Below are 17,060 nucleotides of genomic sequence, written 5' to 3' on the forward strand. Positions count from 1 at the left end.
CCAGCCTATGAGTACGCACGCAGTTTTAGAGTGGCGCAACGGCCTACCCTACTCTACACAATTTGATGATGTTTATTTTTCAGTCAGCCCGGATCATCCCCAACATGGGCTGGCTGAAACACGTCATGTCTTTTTAGCACACAATCAACTGCACACACGCTGGCAACAATTGCCTAGCGACCAACCCAGCCACTTTGTCATTGTAGAAACAGGCTTTGGCAGTGGCCTCAACTTTTTAGCCGCCCTGCAATTATGGCGAGAAACCGCGCCAGCACAGGCGCATCTGCATTTCGTCAGCATAGAAATCGCGCCATTTACCCCGCAAGACCTGCAAGCCGCCCATCAACACTTTCCAGCGCTGGCTGCCGTGAGTGAGGCTTTATGTCGACAATATCGCCTATTGCAGCCCGGGATTAACCAGCTTGAGCTGCCTGAATACTCTGCTAGCCTGACCTTATATATCGGTGATAGTGCAACGGTGTTGCCGCAACTCAAGTTGGTGGCTGATGCTTGGTTTTTAGATGGGTTTGCGCCGTCCAAAAATCCGCAAATTTGGCAGCCCGCATTGTTTGAATGCATGGCGCGATGCTCGCGACCCAACAGCACATTTGCCACGTTTACCAGTGCTGGCTTAGTTAAACGTGGCTTGCAAGCCGTCGGGTTTCAGGTACAAAAGGTGCCAGGTTATGGCAAAAAACGTGAAATGTTGTGTGGCCATTGGCCGGCAGCCGCCCAAGACGTTAGGCCACCCGCCATGCCTAAAGTCGCGATTATAGGCGCAGGTATCGCCGGTTGCAGCACCGCTTGGTTTCTGGCTAAACTGGGCTGCGAGGTTCATGTGTTTGATCGGGCCGAGCAAATCGCTACCGGCGCTTCGGGCAACCCCAAAGGCATGTTGTATCCCAGACTCAACGCCGAAAAACCACTGAATGACCAACTGGCTTGGCGCAGCTACAGTTTTATTTTGCGCCATTATGCAAATCTCGGGTTAGGTCGTGACGCTTTTCAAACCTGCGGTTTATTACAAATGGGCGCAAGTCCACGTGAGCGTAAACGGGTACAAAAAGTTGGCGACCGTTATGCCCACTTGGGTTTGCTACAATCGCTCACCGCGGAACAAGCCAGTGCGCAGGCCGGCGTGCGCATTGCGCATGATTGCTTATACTTTGCCGAAGGCGCTTGGGTGAATCCTACTGTCGCTTGCGCGCAGATGATGCGGCATCCTAATATTCAATGGCACCCACAACATGAGATTGCTGCGCTGACAGCGCACGCGCAAGGCTGGCAGTTAACCATGCAAGGCGGCGAGGTCAGTCAGGCCTTTGCGGCAGTGGTGGTGTGTAATGCGGCAGAGGCGGCCAACTTAATACCAAACAGTGGGATGTGGTTGAACCCAGTGCGTGGCCAGATGGGGATGATCCCTGCGCAGCCTGAGATGGCGTCACTGAAAGTGATTTTGTGCGGCGATGGTTACCTGACGCCGGCCGCTGAGGGGATGCATGCCATGGGAGCCACCTTTGCCCCGGGCGATTCGGATACCGATATTCGTCAGGCCGATCACCTAAGTAATCTGGATATGGTTAGTCGTTTGAGCCCGCAATTCGACACCACTCACGATGCAGCGATGAAGCACGCGCGCGCGGCGTTACGCTGTGGCTCTCCCGATTATTTACCGTATGTGGGCCCGGTGCTGAATCTCACAGCATTGCCGCAAACGCCACCACTGACCGACTTTGCAGCGTTACCAGCGCCACAAGGCCTCTATGTGCACGTGGCGCATGGCAGCAAAGGCTTGATGACCGCGCCATTTTGCGCAGCGATGCTCGCGCAACGCTTATGTGCAGACTTTGGTATCACGTTGCCTGCATTGACAGAAGATACCTTTTGGGCGGGCTTGCACCCTCAAAGGCATCTTTTTAAGCAACTGGGCTGGAAAGCTTTAGTCAACCCGTTTGATCACGCGCCATCAGCATGACCTCAGTTATCGAACAATTAAAACGCCAGTTATTTTCGCGGCCGCAAGACCCTGAACTCTACTATGAGTTAGGCCGACAGTATTTAGCCCTCAAAGAAGCCAAGCCCGCAGAACAGGCGTTTCAGCAAGCGTTAAAATGGGCACCAGAGCATCCGCAAATACTGATGCAACTTGGCAATGTAGCCAGTCTGCGTGGCCAAGAAAACATCGCTGCCGATTATTTCAAACGCTCGTTGGCGCAAGACGAGCAGCAGGCAGATGTGCACTTTAACCTAGCAAACAGCTTGCAAAAATTAGGTGAACACGCACTCGCCGTCAAGCATTATCAGCGCGCAATCCAATTCACGCCAGACGATGCTGAGTGCCATAACAATCTAGGCAATGCCTATCGACAATTGGGCCACCTAGATTTAGCGGTGAACGCCTATGCGCGTGCCCTCGCGCTAGACCCACAGTTGCTACACGCCAAGGTGCATTGGATTCACCAAAAGCAGCATATGGCAGACTGGCAGGGTTTAGATGCCGCCATCACAGCGGTGCGCAGCGCGCTCAACAAGGGCGCAAACGCAAAAATTCCACCGTTTGCTTTTCTCGCGATGCCGGGCACGACGGACACAGAACAACAAGCGTGTGCCAGTGCCTGGGCTGCACAGCATTATGGGCATATTCAAGCGCTACCCGCGCCGACAGCAAAGCCCGCGTACAGGCCCATCAAGCTCGCCTATGTGTCGTCTGACTTTCGGCAACATCCATTAGCCTATTTAGTCACCGAGGTGATTGCGGCGCATGACCGTCAACGCTTTGAAATATTTTTATACAGCAACAGCCAAGATGATCACTCCGCCCAGAGACAAGCGTTTTACACCGCTGCGAATCATTGGCTAGACATTGTGGCCATGAGCGACGCAGACGTCGCCCAACACATGCGGGATGCAGATATCGATATTTTGATCGACTTGACTGGCTATACCCAACACAGCCGCAGTGGCATCGCGGCTTATCGGCCAGCAAGGCAACATATCAACTGGCTAGGCTATCCTGGCAGCATGGGCTATTTACGGGGTCAACCCCTATTTGATGCGATCATCGTCGACGAAACGCTCAATACGCTGACCTTGGCCGAGCGGCCCATCGTACTGCCCTGCTATCAGCCGAATAATGCGCAGCGCCCAATGGCAGATGCAGGCACACGCATCGATCATGATCTGCCAAGCCAAGGCTTCGTTTTTTGCTGTTTGAATCAGAGTTTTAAAATCACCCCAAGCGTGTTTGCAAGCTGGATGCGTATTTTGCAGCAGGTGCCGGGTAGCGTGTTGTGGTTGTTGCAATGCAATGCATGGGCTACGCGCCATTTGCAACAACAGGCACAAGCGGCTGGTATTGACATAAGCAGACTCATCTTCGCACCCCGAAAGCCCATAGATCAGCATATCGCCAGGCAACAACATGCAGATATCATGTTGGATACTGCGCCTTACAATGCGCACACCACTGCGAGTGACGCCTTATGGCAAGGGATTCCGCTACTGACGGTGGCTGGCGACACGTTCCCTGCGCGGGTCAGTGCCAGTTTGCTACGTCGTATCGGCATGCAAGATTGTATTTGTGCAGATTGGGCAGCGCTCGAAACAAAAGCGGTGGCTTTGGCGAATGACCCGACTACCTTAGCCGCCCTGAAATCGCGCTTAAAAACGCAGTCAAGCCTGCTGTTTGATCCGCAGGACTTTTGTCAGCAGCTTGAGCAGGCGTTGACGCAACTACTCCGTTGATTCCCCCACACTGACCGACAACACGCCGGCGGCAATAATGCAAAAACCCCCGGCCATCTCAATCACAGACAGCGTTTCATTCGCTAGAAAATAAGCGGCAACACCCGCCACAATCAGTTCGGTCATAAATAACACCGAAGCCTGAATCGCAGGCATTTTGGTGACCCCATACTGCACCAACAAGGTCGCGGATACGAGTAAGAAGGCAATGATCAACAATAGCCAGCCGACATGTGGGGTCAACACACCACTACTGACAAAGTGAAAAGCCCCCGTGCCAGCCTGCCATAACAACACTAGCAACGACAACCCAAACACGCCCAACCACACCAACATCCCCTTGGCAGCCACCGTCAAATGGGTCGAAAAGCGCGTAATGACATTGGTCAATGAAAAACCGATGCCAGCGGACAATGCCAGCCACTCCGAAGTCGATTGCGGCCACGGCCAGATCCACTGCCCATCAGTCAGCATTAACACGGCGCCCAGCAATGACAACGCGATAGCCAACAATTGTGGCCGATGCCAACGCTCATGCAACCACACCCGTGCCAATAACAAAGTCCACAAAGGCGATAAATAAAATAACAGCATCACCCGCATGACTTCGCCATCGATAATCGCTAGGACATAAGCAAGATTGGTCCAACCCGCCACTAGACTCAGCCAATAGGCAGAAGCAGGCACATTCACCACATGCTTGAACCTGCGCCAAAACAATAGGCCGCCGATGAGTAAGGCGAGACAATCACTCAATAAACTGGATTCCACGCCGGCTAAACCGACGTCATTGAGTAACCGGTAGGGATACCAGATCACACCCCAGCAAAGCGCACCATAGATCAAGGCTGCAGAAGCTAAATATTTTTGCCGGGAAGTTTCTTGTTTATGAGAAAGGCTCACTTATAATACACACCTATGAATCCAAATTTAAATTTACTGCAGCCTTACCCGTTTCAACGCTTGCGTGATCTGTTTCAGGGCATCACACCTAACCCAGCATTCAATCCTGTCAATCTGTCGATTGGTGAACCTAAGCACGCCACGCCCAGCATTATTTCTGATGCACTGGCAAGCAACTTAAGTGGCTTAGCCAGCTATCCTACCACACTCGGCATCCCTGCCCTGCGTGAAGCGATCAATCAGTGGTTGCAACGGCGTTATCAAATCCCCGCACTCAATATCGAACGGGCGATTCTGCCAGTTAATGGTAGCCGTGAGGCATTATTTGCTTTTGCGCAGGCCGTGATTAATACGCAAGTATCACAGAAGCCAGTGGTCATCTCCCCCAATCCTTTTTATCAAATTTATGAAGGTGCGGCGTTTTTAGCCGGGGCAGAACCCTACTTTATTAACACCACCCCCGACAACGAGTTTGTCATGGACCTCACCCAGGTTCCGGTCGATGTCTTAAAGCGCACGCAGTTGGTGTATGTGTGCAGCCCTGGCAATCCGTCTGGCAAAGTGATGGATCTAGAGGCTTGGCGCACGCTGTTTACGCTCTCAGATCAATATGGGTTTGTGGTGGCATCTGATGAATGCTATTCAGAAATCTATTTTGATGAGGGCAAGCCACCGGTTGGCGCATTGCAAGCTGCGCACCTGCTGGGGCGCGACTTCACCCGCATCGTCATGTTTAGCTCGCTATCTAAACGATCAAACGTGCCGGGCATGCGCTCAGGCTTTGTTGCGGGAGATGCGGCGATTGTGGAAAAATTTGCGCTATATCGCACCTATCATGGCTGCGCGATGAACCCTGCGGTGCAAGCTGCCAGCATTGTTGCCTGGAACGACGAAGCGCATGTGCTGCACAATCGCACCCTCTACCGAGAAAAATTTAATGCAGTCACGCCGCTGTTGCAGCGCGTTTGGCCGCAGACACAACATCCTGACGCCGCATTTTACTTGTGGATTCCTACGCAACAAGACGACACAACAGTGGCTAAACAGTTATATGAACAATTACATATTACGGTTTTACCCGGTTCTTATTTGGCGCGTACAGCCCATGGCGTCAACCCTGGAAGTGGCTTTATTCGAATGGCCCTTGTGGCGCCCACTGAAGAAACAATTACTGCAGCACAACGCATTAAAGATCATCTGCAATAAATTGAAGATGATATCAAACAAAAAGCCGGTTGCAGAAGCAACCGGCTTTTTTTATTACTGCAAAAAATTAAGCAAATTTTCTGCGAGCGATCAAACCAATAATACCCAAACCTGCCAACATCAGTGCATTTGATTCTGGCTCTGGTACTGGAATCACTGTTTCAGTGGCAGTAAAAGTCAGTTTGTTAGACAAAGTAACATTGAACGCGCCTGGGTTAAATTTAAACACATAGTCATCACCGGCAGCCAAATCCACGAATGTGAATGTTGTGGTTGCATTTGCAATCAATGATGGGATACTGAAAGAAGTGATCTCTGTGTCTGCGCTGTCATACAGGCTAAAGCTAGAGCCTGCACTGATGCCCAACAAAGCTTTAAAATCAACAGTCACTGTTGAGTCTGCGCTCAAATCAAATTTATACAAATCAGGCAAAAAGAATGCGCCCACTTGCAACAAAGATTGGTTGGCGACTGGACCATCATTCAAATTACCTAAGTCAGTGACGTTTGTAGTAGCAAACGCTTGACTTGAAAAACTAACGGCAGAAATGAATGCAATAGAACCTAATACATTAGATACTTTCATATCTTCTCCTCGATTAACAATTAACAAAAAAATTTACAACTTAAAATTAGTGTGCTTTGCGCAATGAAACCAAACCGATCATCAACAGACCAACCATCAGCAAGATGCCTTTATCCGCTTCAGGTACTGGCGTCACCACATTGGCATTTAAAAAATATTGACCACCACTGAAACCATCTACCGTGCCGGAAACCCTCAATTGGTATTTGCCTGGCGTCAAATTGAACGGTGATGTGATCAAATTATCTTCAGCATCATAAAAGCCATATTTAAACGTTTCATCAATGATGTTATACGTAGGCTCTTCAACTTCGCCAACCAGTATTGATAAAGAGACCGGCTCTTGTAAATCAAGATCGAATACATCGTTGAATTCAAAGTTTGTTAACACATCAGCATCGCGATTCACCACAGTAGCCACGTTACCAAAGTTAAATACGTAATTTGCTGCATCCGCTTGGCTCATTAAGCTCAAGCTAGCAACCACAATCACAGATAAATTCTTTAATAAGCTTTTGAACATTTGTTTCTCCTCAACACAGTAATTGTTGATCATCTTATTCGCTACTCGAGCCGTTTTATATAGCCCATTATGACCAATCAATTATGTAATTTAATTATGTACTAGCAAAAAACAGACCAGTTACAAATACTATTGCAATACATTGATTTTATTATGATTTATATTCAAAATAAGCCAGCAACATGCATAGAGATGAGTGATTTGCACCACTTTTTTTGACTTAGTGCGTGTAATGCACCATTTAGATGCATGCATTTTACAGGGCGTGAGAGGAAAATAGCAAAGGAATTTGTCATAAATATGACAAACTCCAATATGATTGAACTAAATTAGTAAAGATTAGTAATTTTTTGATTTGAATTAAATCTTCACAAGCTGCTCAAGGACCGACTTCACCAGCTGTGTTGAAGTCGCCATTGTGGCGGTTTCGACATAGCACCGCAGTTCTGGTGCATTGCCTGAGGGCCGTAAGTGAATAATATTGCCTGATCGGCAAGTCACTCTCAAACCATCGGTGGTATCCACCGTGGCGACGGTTTCATTCAGCGATAAGGCCGCTAACATTTGTGCAGGTGCAACAGACCAGCCCTCAATCAATGCTTTGCTTTTTTCAGTGGCCACATTTTGCAGACGATCGCTTGCGGTATAGCGTTGTGGCAACCCGGCAACAAGGGCAGACAATGGTTTATGTTGTTGTTTAGATTGTGCCAATAAACATACAACAGGCAATACTGCATCCCGCGTCGGCAAGGGTAACAAGCTAGGATGGTCGGCCACCGTCGAGCCGAGCAAAAAGCCGCCATTCGCCTCAAAGCCGGCAACACTCTGGGCACCAGTTTTTTGCAGCGCCTCCATTTCGGCAATCACGTACGGTGAACCAATACGGGTTCGAGAGACATGTTGAAATAAGCCGCTCGCCTCGATGGCTGTATTACAGCTCACTGGCACGGCTAAATGCGTAATTTTTAACGCCTGCGCCGTCAGCAAGCCAACAATATCCCCACGCAACCATTGACCTTTTTCATCGCTCATTAGCGGGCGATCGCCATCGCCATCCGTAGAGATGATGGCGTCAACTTGATGTTGCGCTGCCCAAGCCAAGCCCTTTTGCGTATCTTCAGCAGACACCGCTTCGGTATCAATGGGCACAAAGGTATCTGAACGTTCTAGGCAAATGACTTCAGCGCCTAGCTCGCTAAAGAGTTGCGGCATCAAATCGCGGCCGACACTCGAATGTTGGTAAATGGCGAGTTTGAACCCTGAAAGCGCGCCCTCGCCCAGTAAATCTTTATAGCGCTCAATATAGTTGTTTTTAGCCAACGGGCTTTCAGGCAGCAACGCTGCGTCAGCATGAACTAACGGCTGCAATGGACAGGCCAGCATCGCGGCTTCATCCGCCTTGGTAATTTCTCCATCTGGCCGATAGAACTTGAGGCCGTTCCGGTCAAACGGAATATGACTGCCGGTGACCATGATGCCAGGGATGCGCTGACTCTGGGCAAACAATGCCAGTGCCGGGGTAGGCACCGCCCCACAATAAATGACTTCTAACCCCATCTGTGACAATTGATGGGCACACGCAGTCGCAATTCTGACGCTACTTGGGCGTAGGTCGGTCGCAATCGCCACTTGTTTAAAATCAAACCCTTGTTTAACCGTCGCCACAAATGCTTGTGTGTAAGCTGCGCACACCTCGTCGGTCATTGCGCTGACGAGGCCACGCGCACCGCTGGTGCCGAAAGCAACACCACTTTGCTGCATCACAGCACGCAAGTCGTTCACATTGGTCATGCTAGTTGCGGCCATAAGTATCTTCGTAACGCACAATATCGTCCTCACCCAAATAACTGCCAGATTGCACCTCAATCAGATGCAAAGGCAATTTACCGGGGTTTTCAAGGCGATGCGTAGAGCCGATAGGAATATATGTCGACTCGTTTTCTGTATAGAGTTTGGTGACATTATCTACCGTAATCATGGCGGAGCCACTGACCACCACCCAATGTTCGGCGCGATGATGGTGCATTTGTAGCGAGAGTTTTTCACCTGGCTTGACCATAATGCGTTTGACTTGAAAACGTTCGCCTACATCGATGCCCTCGTACCAACCCCATGGACGATAAACGCGAGGGTGCACCTGATGCTCAGTGCGGCCACTGGCTTTCAGATGGTCCACAATGTTTTTAACATCCTGCGCACAGTCACGATGGGCCACCAACACCGCATCAGCCGTTTCAACAATCAATAAATCCTCAACCCCTACGGCAGCCACAAAGCGACCTTCCGCGCGAATCAAGGTGTTTTTCACATCCTTCATAAAAACATCACCGCGGGTTGCGTTGCCTGCGGCGTCATTGGGCTGCACATCCTTTAATGCCGTCCAAGAGCCAACATCATTCCAGCCCATGCTGGCGGGCACGACGGCTGCCAGTTTGGTTTTCTCCATCACGGCATAGTCAATCGAATCTGACGGCGATGCCGCAAAAGCAGATTCTTGCAAACGTACAAAATCGAGATCCTTATAGCTGTGTTCCACCGCATTGGTCACTGCGGTGACCATGTCGGGTGCATATTGCTGCAACTCAGCCAAAAACGCGGAAGGTTTAAACAAGAACATGCCGCTATTCCAATAAAAATTGCCGGCATCCAGATATTGTTGCGCAGTCGCTGCGTTTGGCTTTTCAACAAATCGCGCCACGTCAAAACAACCTTCGGCAGCACTCAACCCTGCGCCAGACTGAATATAACCATAGCCAGTCTCGGCGTGCGTTGGCGCGATGCCGAACGTCACCAGTTTTCCTTGCTCCGCCGCAACGCTGGCGCGACGCACCGCCGCCTCAAACGCCACCACATCGGTGATCACGTGATCTGCTGGCAACACCAGCATCAATACGTCTTTGTCCTTTAAAGCGATGGCTGCCGCTGCAATGGCTGGCGCGGTATTTCGCGCCACCGGCTCTAGCACAATGGCCTCTGGGTGAATATCCACTTGGCGTAATTGTTCAGCGACTAAAAAGCGATGGTCATTGCCGCAAATAACGATCGGGTTTCCGACCTCGGCCCAGTTTGATAACCTGGTCAAAGTCTCTTGCAACATAGTGTTCTCAGTCACCAATGGCAGGAGTTGCTTAGGCAACACTGCGCGTGACAGCGGCCACAGCCGCGTTCCAGAACCACCAGAAAGAATCACTGGGACAATTTTCATTTTTATCAACCTTATGCCTACATTTTGAATGCGTTAATTTGACTGCTTCAGTTCCCACTGCCATGCATGGGCCACAATGGTGTTCAAGTCTGTATACACTGGCTGCCATGCCAGCATATCTTTTGCTCGCTTGGCATCGGCGACCAATCGAGCCGGGTCACCTTCTCGTCTTGCCGCGTTAATAACCGTCACTGTCTTGCCAGAGACCGTCTGCACCGCATCAATCACCTCTTGCACCGAAAATCCCGCGCCATTACCCAGATTGAAACGGTCGCTGCCGCCGCCTTGGTTCAAATATTCGAGTGCCGCCAAATGGGCAGAACACAAATCAACAATATGAATGTAGTCGCGGATACAGGTGCCGTCTGGCGTATCGTAATCACGCCCAAACACATGAATATTGTCGCGGCGACCAGACGCTGCCTGTAAAATCAGTGGAATCAAATGCGTTTCTGGATCATGACGCTCACCCAATTGCCCTTCGGGATCAGCGCCTGCCGCATTAAAATAACGTAAGCACACCGAGCGCAAGTCGAATGCCTTGTCATAATCCGCCAGCACTTGCTCAATCATCCACTTAGAGCGTCCGTAAGGATTTAAAGGACGATTGGGATGCGCTTCATCAATAGGTACGTAATCTGGCTCCCCAAACACTGCTGCAGTAGAAGAAAAAATAAACTTCTTCACGTTAAACTGCAACATGGTATCCAGCAAATTGAGCGTATTCGTCACATTGTTACGGTAGTAAATATCCGGTTTACGCACAGATTCACCCACCTGAATAAAGGACGCAAAATGCATCACGGCCTCAGGTTGATATTGCGCAAACACCCCTTGCAAGAAAGCAGCATCGGCTAAATCGCCTTCAACAAAGGTCCCCCCAAGCACCGCATCACGGTGTCCGCTTGAGAGATTATCCAAAGTAATCACCTCATGGCCAGCCCCCAATAGCATTTTCACCATATGTGAGCCAATATAGCCTGCACCACCTACCACCAACACGCGCATAGAGTCTTCCAATAAATTAGTCGCTACCGAATAAATCGCGGGTATACACCTTGTCCAGCACATCGGCCAATTCTTTGGCTTGGCGGTTGGCAATGATGACATCGGACATTTGTTTGAACTGGTCGAGATCTTTGATCACTTTAGAATAAAAGAACTCAGACTCTTCAAGCACGGGCTCATACACCACCACTTCGATACCCTTGCCTTTGATCCGTTTCATGATGCCCTGAATGGAAGAGGCTCTAAAGTTGTCCGAGCCCGCCTTCATGATCAAGCGATAAATACCCACCACTTTGGGTTTCTTTTTAATGATGCTGTCCGCGACAAAGTCCTTACGCGTCGTGTTCGCCTCCACAATCGCGTTAATCAGGTTTTGCGGCACTTGTGAGTAGTTTGCCAGCAATTGCTTGGTATCTTTAGGCAGGCAATAGCCCCCATAGCCAAACGAAGGATTGTTGTAGTGATTGCCAATCCGTGGGTCCATACACACGCCCTCAATAATCTGACGCGTATTGAGGCCATGGGTCTCGGCATAGGTATCTAACTCGTTAAAGTAGGCCACGCGCATCGCTAAAAACGTATTGGCAAATAACTTGATGGCCTCAGCTTCTGAACTGTTGGTCAGTAAAATCGCCGCATCTGGTTTCAGGCAGTTGTCTTTGAGCAGATTGGCAAATTTTTGCGCACGCTCTGACACCTCACCAACCACAATCCGAGAAGGATACAAGTTATCGTAAAGCGCTTTGCCTTCGCGTAAAAACTCAGGGGAGAAAATCAGGTTATCGCAATGCAGGTCTGCACGGATCTTTTCGGTGTAGCCAACCGGAATCGTCGATTTAATCACCATCACAGCCTGTGGGTTAATCGCCATGACATCTTTAATCACTGCCTCCACCGACTTGGTGTTGAAGTAATTCGTTTCGGCATCGTAATCGGTCGGGGTGGCAATCACCACAAACTCAGCGTTTTGATAGGCTTCGTTTTTATCTGTGGTGGCTTTAAAATTTAACTGTTTGTTAGCCAAAAAATCTTCGATTTCACGATCTACAATCGGTGATTTCTTTTGATTTAACAAGGCCACTTTTTCCGGCACAATGTCCAGCGCAACGACTTCATTTTTTTGCGCCAATAACACGGCCAATGACAAACCCACATAACCAGTACCCGCAATTGCAATCTTCACAGTGGCTCCTTCGACTTTTCTAAACTAAATTCTTGTGTGGCGGCTTTAATTATTTTTTTAACCACTCACGTATAAACAATTGGGGGAAAATCACCGCACCCACTAAATATCGCTTCATCAGCCGTTTGGGCTCTGAACACATTCTGTGCAGCCACTCCAAACCAACCTTACGCATCCACATGGGGGCTCTGGGTTTGTTGCCCGCCAGAAAATCAATGGTTGCCCCTACGCACAACGCGACTTTCACGGGCAGTTTGTGGGCATATTTATCTACCCAGATTTCTTGCTTGGGCGCGCCTAAGCCAATCACCAACAAATCGGCGTTAGCATCAGCGACCGACTGGCAGATACGATCACAGTAGTCACTGTCTTTTTCAAAACCAAAGTCAGGGCTCAAGATGCCGACCACTTTCACCATCGGCCATTGCGCCTGAATGTTGGCCGCAGCCACCTCGCCTACGCCAGGCATGGCACCAAGCAGATAAACTTTCAGAGGAAGGTTTTTTTGCTGAAAACGTTCGAAAATATTAGGCACTAAATCACTACCAGGAATGGTCTCAGGCAACGGTTTACCTAGAAGGTTAGAGGCCAATACCACCGGCTTACCATCGGCAACCACCATGGCAGCGTGGTCATAAGCTTGCTTCAATGCGGCATTTTTTTCAAGTTGCACAACGTGATCAACATTGGGGGTGACGACAAATTTACAGTCGTTATCGCCAAATTGCAGCCATTCTTGTATCACATCCAACGCACCATTCATTGAAAACTTGTGAATGGTGATTCCAAACATTTCTATGGTATTTGACATAAACAGCTTGAGACCCAACAGGTTAATGGTGTTTGTGAACAATTACGTAGAATTACGTAAAATATTTATGGTTATTTTTTCAGTCACAGGTGAATAAAAAAAGAACCTGTGTGATATGGTATAACCCATCAGGATTATGCGATATAAGACGTTTGACCTATATTTAATAAGCGACGCCACTGCTTGCACCTCATCTACAAGTTCAATAATAACGCTTATTTATGAATTTTTTTAAGTGATTTAACAAAAATATGATTAGCAATCTAAATAAACGTAGCACAGGTTCAACCATAGCAGCCGACATCTGCATCGTCGGTGCAGGCGCAGCAGGCATATCACTGGCGTTATCACTTTCAGGCCGCGGCTTGAAAATATTGCTGTTAGAGTCAGGCTTTGAGTTTGCAGATGAAAAGACACAGGAGTTATATGCGGGTGAAGTGGCAGACGAAAAACTGCACAGCCCACCCGATAAATATCGTCAGCGCAGATTTGGCGGCTCGACCACCATCTGGGGTGGCCGTTGCATGCCATTTGACCCGATTGACTTTGAGCAACGGGACTATGTGCCATTGAGTGGCTGGCCAATTAGTTATGAAGACCTTGCCCCCTACTACCAAACGGCCAATTGGCTACTTGAAGCGGGCGTCTATGAATATGATGCCGACAAAGTGTTTGACCCCGTAAAGCAAGCCGCGATTCAAGGCTTTCAGTCTGAAATTCTCAAAACCAATAATTTAGAACGTTTTTCCTGTCCGACCAATGTGGGTGACCGTTACAAGCAGCGTTTGGTGCTGGCTGAGGATGTTGAGGTGTTACTGGGCGCCAATTGCACCGGCATTCAATTGAATCCAACCGGTGATCATGTGCAACAACTGGATATCGCCAGCCTTGAAGGCATCAAAGCCACAGTGCATGCCAAAAAAGTCGTGCTGGCCACTGGGGGGATTGAGACCACTAGACTGTTGCTGGCCTCAAATGACGTTTGCCCAAACGGCATTGGCAATGCGCACGATTTAGTCGGTCGCTACTACCAGTGCCATATCGCCGGCAATCTGGGTAAATTAACCGTTTTTGGCCCACCCACCAAGGTCAGACATGGCTATGAAGTCTCCCCTGAGGGCATTTATTGCCGTCGTCGGTTTGCGTTAACAGCAGACACGCAAAAAAGCATTCAGGCGGGCAATATGGTGGCTCGATTACACTTTCCTAAAATCGTTGATCCGTCACACAAAATCGGCGTGTTGTCTGGATTGTTTTTGGCCAAAAACTTCATCAGTTATGAATACGGCAAGCGGTTGAAAGATGGACAGTCTAGCCTCGGTATCTACTTAAAGCATTTTGCAAACATTATTCTTGATCCCATTGATACTGTTAAGTTTTTATATCACTGGATTACCAAGCGGACGCTGGCAAAACGCAAGTTCCCTTCGGTTATTTTAAGCAACAAAAGCAATCAATTCACCTTTGAAATCCACAGTGAACAATACCCAAACCCTAATAGTCGCGTGACCTTAATTGAGGATAAGGATGCCTTAGGCATGCGCAAAGTGAAGGTGGATTGGCAATACCTGCCAGAAGACATTGAATCTGTGCGTCGCTCATTGCGCTTGTTTGTACAAGAAATCAATCAAAGTGGGCTAGCCACCTTTGAATTTAACGATGATCAACTCGAAGAAGATCTGACCCGATTTGGTGCCTACGGTGGCCATCACATCGGGACAACCAGAATGGGCACGCAGCCGGAAACATCAGTGGTAGACCCTAACGGTAAGATTCACGACATTGATAACTTATATATTTCTAGTGCGTCTGTGTTTCCAACCAGCAGTCAGGCCAACCCTACCCTGACCATTGTCGCCATGAGCTTACGCCTGGCAGACCACATTGCTGAAACATTGCAGGCAGGCAAACCTACTCATTCAATTATCTCGTAAGGAAGCAAGCATGAAAGTCTTAATCCTTGGCGCCACTGGCCACGTAGGCAGCCAGCTGCACACGCACTTGCAACAGTCAAACATCACTTCGATTGCCGCATCCAGAGGCAGAATGCGCAGCAATATCGAGGGGCATGTCATTTTAGACAGCATGAATTTGGCTGATCTGACTACGCAGCTTAAACAAGTCGATGCAGTGGTGAATTGTGTCGCCGGGAGTAAAGACGGCATCGGCCAAGGTGCCAAAATTTTGGCCGAAGCTGCATTGGCTGCGGGCAAGCCGACCATTGTGCATTTAAGTACGATGTCAGTGTATGGCGCCAGTGAAGGCATCATCACCGAGACTTCGCCATTTGACCCCACTTACAACTGGTATGCAGCTGCCAAATGCGAGGCCGAGCAACACATGCAAGCCTACGCACAAGCCGGCGGCAAAGTGGTCGTGTTTCGACCAGGCTGCATTCATGGGCCGGGTAGCGTGCAGTGGGTAGAACGTATCGCCAATCTGCTCAACAGCTTTAGGCTAGGTGACCTAGGCAGTGCTGGGGATGGCTGGAGCAATCTGGTGCACGTAGATGACGTGGTTAAAGCGATTCATTTTGGGCTGCAACTGCCCCTAAATGCTGGCGACATTCAACATTACAACCTCGCAGCGCCTGACAGTCCACGCTGGAACCAATACTTTATCGACTTAGCGCAAGCCATTGGCGCCACCCCGGTTAAACGGATTCACCCTTTACAACTCAAGCTCGATTCAAAAGCGTTCAGCCCGGCGATTAAAATCTCCGAAAAACTGCTTTCAAAAGCTGGCCAGCGCGGCCTGGCAAAGCGTTTGCCTGAGCCCCTACCGCCTTCGTTGGTGCGGCTGTTCAAACAACAGATTTTTCTCGACGCGCAAAAAATAGCGCCCCAAGTTCCATTCATGACATATGCGCAAAGCTTTTCAAGCGCAGTGGAGTGGTTTAAGAATGAGCAGCGGTAATGTAACGCGATATGCCTACCTCGATGGCTGGCGAGGATTATCTATCTTAGCCGTGCTTGCCGGACATTTTCTAAATGTGCATGGTTTTAATGCCGGTAGGTTCGGCGTTGAAATGTTTTTTGTGCTGAGCGGAAGGCTGATGGCCGAAATCTTGTTTATCAAACTCACCCCGCTGCCCAGTTTTTTTAAACGACGCATCTCCCGGGTTTGGCCGGCACTGTTTGTGTTTATTATTGCAATGTGGCTCATTTTTGGCCGATCACAAAACGCGCTGCATGTGGATTACCAAAGTGTGTTGGCTACGCTCACCTTCACCTACAACTACTACAGCATTTACGCAAACCACACCCCGGTTTTAGATCACATTTGGTCACTCTGCATCGAGGAGCACACCTACATCCTGCTGGCATTTATTGCGTTTTTGGCCCGAAAATACAACTTTGACCCAATCAAACCGCTCATTGCCATCTGTGTATTATTTTTGCTTAACGGCGCCCTACTCACCTTCACCCAACACCTTGATTATTACAATGTGTATTGGAGAAGCGACACCCGTAGCGCCTCTATCCTCATTGGCGTCATTACTTTTCTGCTGATTCAACGATCCAGCCAGCATATTCCTGCACTCACGTCTGCTTTGCTGCTAGGCTTGGCTGTGCTACTAAACATCAACCCCGTGCCTGACCCCATCAAATACAGCCTTGGAACAGTGTGTGTTGCTGGCGCTATTTGTAGCATTAAAGAACTGCCAGACTATCTAATGAGATTCTTGTGTCACCCAGCACTCACTTGGGTAGGTTTGATTTCATTCTCGCTTTATTTATGGCAACAACCTTTTTACAAGATGATTCACTCAGGACAATCAGAATTCTTACTGCTGTTAACTGCACTCATCATCGCAGCAATCAGTTATCGTTTTATTGAAGTCCCTGTCAGAAAGACACTCAACCAACACTGGGCGAAATAGGCATAGCC

General features: G+C 49.1%; 14 protein-coding genes. 6 read left to right on the forward strand and 8 right to left on the reverse strand.

Annotated features, from left to right (window positions below; all coding sequences use genetic code 11):
* The first annotated feature begins 7 nt into the window (after positions 1 to 7).
* Together mnmC and FIT99_RS06410 are read left to right on the forward strand one after the other, a co-directional pair.
* The gene (gene mnmC, locus FIT99_RS06405; RefSeq protein ID WP_140003517.1) at positions 8 to 1,975 is read left to right on the forward strand and encodes a bifunctional tRNA (5-methylaminomethyl-2-thiouridine)(34)-methyltransferase MnmD/FAD-dependent 5-carboxymethylaminomethyl-2-thiouridine(34) oxidoreductase MnmC; all 1,968 of its coding nucleotides are present in this window, start codon (positions 8 to 10) and stop codon (positions 1,973 to 1,975) included.
* A complete protein-coding gene (locus FIT99_RS06410) occupies positions 1,972 to 3,744 on the forward strand; it encodes an O-linked N-acetylglucosamine transferase, SPINDLY family protein (protein WP_140003518.1) in 1,773 nt (590 codons plus the stop codon). The genes mnmC and FIT99_RS06410 overlap by 4 nt, the downstream gene beginning before the upstream one ends.
* Here FIT99_RS06410 and FIT99_RS06415 read toward each other — a convergent pair.
* On the reverse strand, positions 3,733 to 4,647 hold the full coding sequence (locus tag FIT99_RS06415) for a DMT family transporter (RefSeq protein WP_140003519.1): 915 nt from the start codon (positions 4,645 to 4,647) through the stop codon (positions 3,733 to 3,735). The two genes, FIT99_RS06410 and FIT99_RS06415, sit on opposite strands and share 12 nt — an antisense overlap.
* A gap of 15 nt (positions 4,648 to 4,662) precedes the next feature.
* Here FIT99_RS06415 and dapC point away from each other — a divergent pair, with 15 nt between their 5' ends.
* Positions 4,663 to 5,853, forward strand: a complete 1,191-nt coding sequence (dapC, locus tag FIT99_RS06420; RefSeq protein WP_140003520.1) for a succinyldiaminopimelate transaminase — start codon at positions 4,663 to 4,665, stop codon at positions 5,851 to 5,853.
* A gap of 67 nt (positions 5,854 to 5,920) precedes the next feature.
* Here the strand turns inward: dapC and FIT99_RS06425 are convergent, their stop codons facing one another.
* From FIT99_RS06425 to FIT99_RS06455, 7 genes are all read right to left on the reverse strand, one after another.
* Complete coding sequence (locus FIT99_RS06425; protein ID WP_140003521.1) at positions 5,921 to 6,439, reverse strand: PEP-CTERM sorting domain-containing protein; 519 nt, start codon at positions 6,437 to 6,439, stop codon at positions 5,921 to 5,923.
* Positions 6,440 to 6,485: 46 nt separating this feature from the next.
* Positions 6,486 to 6,962: a hypothetical protein gene (locus FIT99_RS06430; RefSeq protein ID WP_140003522.1), complete on the reverse strand. Its 477-nt coding sequence runs from the start codon at positions 6,960 to 6,962 to the stop codon at positions 6,486 to 6,488.
* Positions 6,963 to 7,322: 360 nt separating this feature from the next.
* Positions 7,323 to 8,768, reverse strand: coding sequence for a phosphomannomutase (locus FIT99_RS06435; RefSeq protein WP_223261131.1), 1,446 nt, complete (start codon positions 8,766 to 8,768; stop codon positions 7,323 to 7,325).
* Positions 8,755 to 10,167 carry a mannose-1-phosphate guanylyltransferase/mannose-6-phosphate isomerase gene (locus FIT99_RS06440; protein ID WP_140003523.1) on the reverse strand — a complete coding sequence of 471 codons (1,413 nt, stop codon included), beginning with the start codon at positions 10,165 to 10,167 and terminating at the stop codon, positions 8,755 to 8,757. Before FIT99_RS06440 ends, FIT99_RS06435 begins: the two co-directional genes overlap by 14 nt.
* A 33-nt stretch (positions 10,168 to 10,200) precedes the next feature.
* The gene (gene galE / locus FIT99_RS06445; protein WP_140003524.1) at positions 10,201 to 11,175 is read right to left on the reverse strand and encodes a UDP-glucose 4-epimerase GalE; all 975 of its coding nucleotides are present in this window, start codon (positions 11,173 to 11,175) and stop codon (positions 10,201 to 10,203) included.
* Between the two features lie 16 nt (positions 11,176 to 11,191).
* Positions 11,192 to 12,358, reverse strand: a complete 1,167-nt coding sequence (locus tag FIT99_RS06450; RefSeq protein ID WP_140003525.1) for a nucleotide sugar dehydrogenase — start codon at positions 12,356 to 12,358, stop codon at positions 11,192 to 11,194.
* Positions 12,359 to 12,407: 49 nt separating this feature from the next.
* On the reverse strand, positions 12,408 to 13,169 hold the full coding sequence (locus FIT99_RS06455) for a WecB/TagA/CpsF family glycosyltransferase (protein ID WP_140003526.1): 762 nt from the start codon (positions 13,167 to 13,169) through the stop codon (positions 12,408 to 12,410).
* Between the two features lie 251 nt (positions 13,170 to 13,420).
* Here FIT99_RS06455 and FIT99_RS06460 point away from each other — a divergent pair, with 251 nt between their 5' ends.
* From FIT99_RS06460 to FIT99_RS06470, 3 genes are read left to right on the forward strand one after another with little or no spacing between them, the layout of a single operon-like run.
* Positions 13,421 to 15,103, forward strand: coding sequence for an FAD-dependent oxidoreductase (locus tag FIT99_RS06460; protein WP_140003527.1), 1,683 nt, complete (start codon positions 13,421 to 13,423; stop codon positions 15,101 to 15,103).
* A 10-nt stretch (positions 15,104 to 15,113) separates the two neighbouring features.
* Positions 15,114 to 16,085 (forward strand): NAD-dependent epimerase/dehydratase family protein, encoded by a 972-nt coding sequence (locus FIT99_RS06465; protein WP_140003528.1) that lies wholly within the window; start codon positions 15,114 to 15,116, stop codon positions 16,083 to 16,085.
* On the forward strand, positions 16,072 to 17,052 hold the full coding sequence (locus FIT99_RS06470; RefSeq protein ID WP_189524714.1) for an acyltransferase family protein: 981 nt from the start codon (positions 16,072 to 16,074) through the stop codon (positions 17,050 to 17,052). Before FIT99_RS06465 ends, FIT99_RS06470 begins: the two co-directional genes overlap by 14 nt.
* Positions 17,053 to 17,060: the final 8 nt, after the last annotated feature.

It is taken from the genome of Methylophilus medardicus (genome assembly GCF_006363955.1).
Classification (GTDB): Bacteria; Pseudomonadota; Gammaproteobacteria; order Burkholderiales; family Methylophilaceae; genus Methylophilus; species Methylophilus medardensis.

What these genes read in the sequence shown, in the direction of transcription:
- galE (WP_140003524.1), bottom strand. Translation starts at nt 11,175, where the DNA reads ATGCGCGTGTTGGTGGTAGGTGGTGCAGGCTATATTGGCTCACATATG.
- FIT99_RS06470 (WP_189524714.1), top strand. Translation starts at nt 16,072, where the DNA reads ATGAGCAGCGGTAATGTAACGCGATATGCCTACCTCGATGGCTGGCGA.
- FIT99_RS06440 (WP_140003523.1), bottom strand. Translation starts at nt 10,167, where the DNA reads ATGAAAATTGTCCCAGTGATTCTTTCTGGTGGTTCTGGAACGCGGCTG.
- FIT99_RS06435 (WP_223261131.1), bottom strand. Translation starts at nt 8,768, where the DNA reads ATGGCCGCAACTAGCATGACCAATGTGAACGACTTGCGTGCTGTGATG.
- FIT99_RS06425 (WP_140003521.1), bottom strand. Translation starts at nt 6,439, where the DNA reads ATGAAAGTATCTAATGTATTAGGTTCTATTGCATTCATTTCTGCCGTT.
- FIT99_RS06410 (WP_140003518.1), top strand. Translation starts at nt 1,972, where the DNA reads ATGACCTCAGTTATCGAACAATTAAAACGCCAGTTATTTTCGCGGCCG.
- FIT99_RS06460 (WP_140003527.1), top strand. Translation starts at nt 13,421, where the DNA reads ATGATTAGCAATCTAAATAAACGTAGCACAGGTTCAACCATAGCAGCC.
- FIT99_RS06455 (WP_140003526.1), bottom strand. Translation starts at nt 13,169, where the DNA reads ATGTCAAATACCATAGAAATGTTTGGAATCACCATTCACAAGTTTTCA.
- FIT99_RS06465 (WP_140003528.1), top strand. Translation starts at nt 15,114, where the DNA reads ATGAAAGTCTTAATCCTTGGCGCCACTGGCCACGTAGGCAGCCAGCTG.
- FIT99_RS06430 (WP_140003522.1), bottom strand. Translation starts at nt 6,962, where the DNA reads ATGTTCAAAAGCTTATTAAAGAATTTATCTGTGATTGTGGTTGCTAGC.
- mnmC (WP_140003517.1), top strand. Translation starts at nt 8, where the DNA reads ATGAGTACGCACGCAGTTTTAGAGTGGCGCAACGGCCTACCCTACTCT.
- dapC (WP_140003520.1), top strand. Translation starts at nt 4,663, where the DNA reads ATGAATCCAAATTTAAATTTACTGCAGCCTTACCCGTTTCAACGCTTG.